Source organism: Salifodinibacter halophilus (assembly GCA_012999515.1).
Taxonomy (GTDB): Bacteria; Pseudomonadota; Gammaproteobacteria; order Nevskiales; family Salinisphaeraceae; genus Salifodinibacter; species Salifodinibacter halophilus.
This window is the reverse complement of sequence record JABEEB010000375.1, coordinates 1-260: the sequence shown is the minus strand read 5'-3', so window position 1 is coordinate 260 and position 260 is coordinate 1. Positions and strand designations below refer to the sequence as shown.

Here is a 260-nt window from a genome sequence, read left to right as displayed (position 1 = left end):
CTGGATCCGCGCCGACCTGCTGCAGGCCAAGGCGCCGACCCTGGCCTCGCTCAACGCCGATTACGCTGCGGCCGCGCCGGACCAACGCAAGACCGTGGCCGAGCGCCTCGTCGCGCTGGCGCCGTACCAGGCGCGCGGCCATCAGCAGCTGATCGACGCGCTGACCGCCGCCGGCGACGCCGACGGCGCACGCAAGGCCGCGGCGATCCGCGACCGCCTGCTCGACCCCAAGCCCGAGCGCCTGAGCGGCGAGCCGAAGC

The 260-nt window shown here is 75.8% G+C and carries 1 protein-coding gene; it reads left to right on the top strand.

Annotated elements, in window-relative coordinates; all coding sequences use genetic code 11:
- The coding region (locus tag HKX41_12085) for a hypothetical protein (protein ID NNC24874.1) at nt 1-260 on the top strand (260 nt) is incomplete at both ends.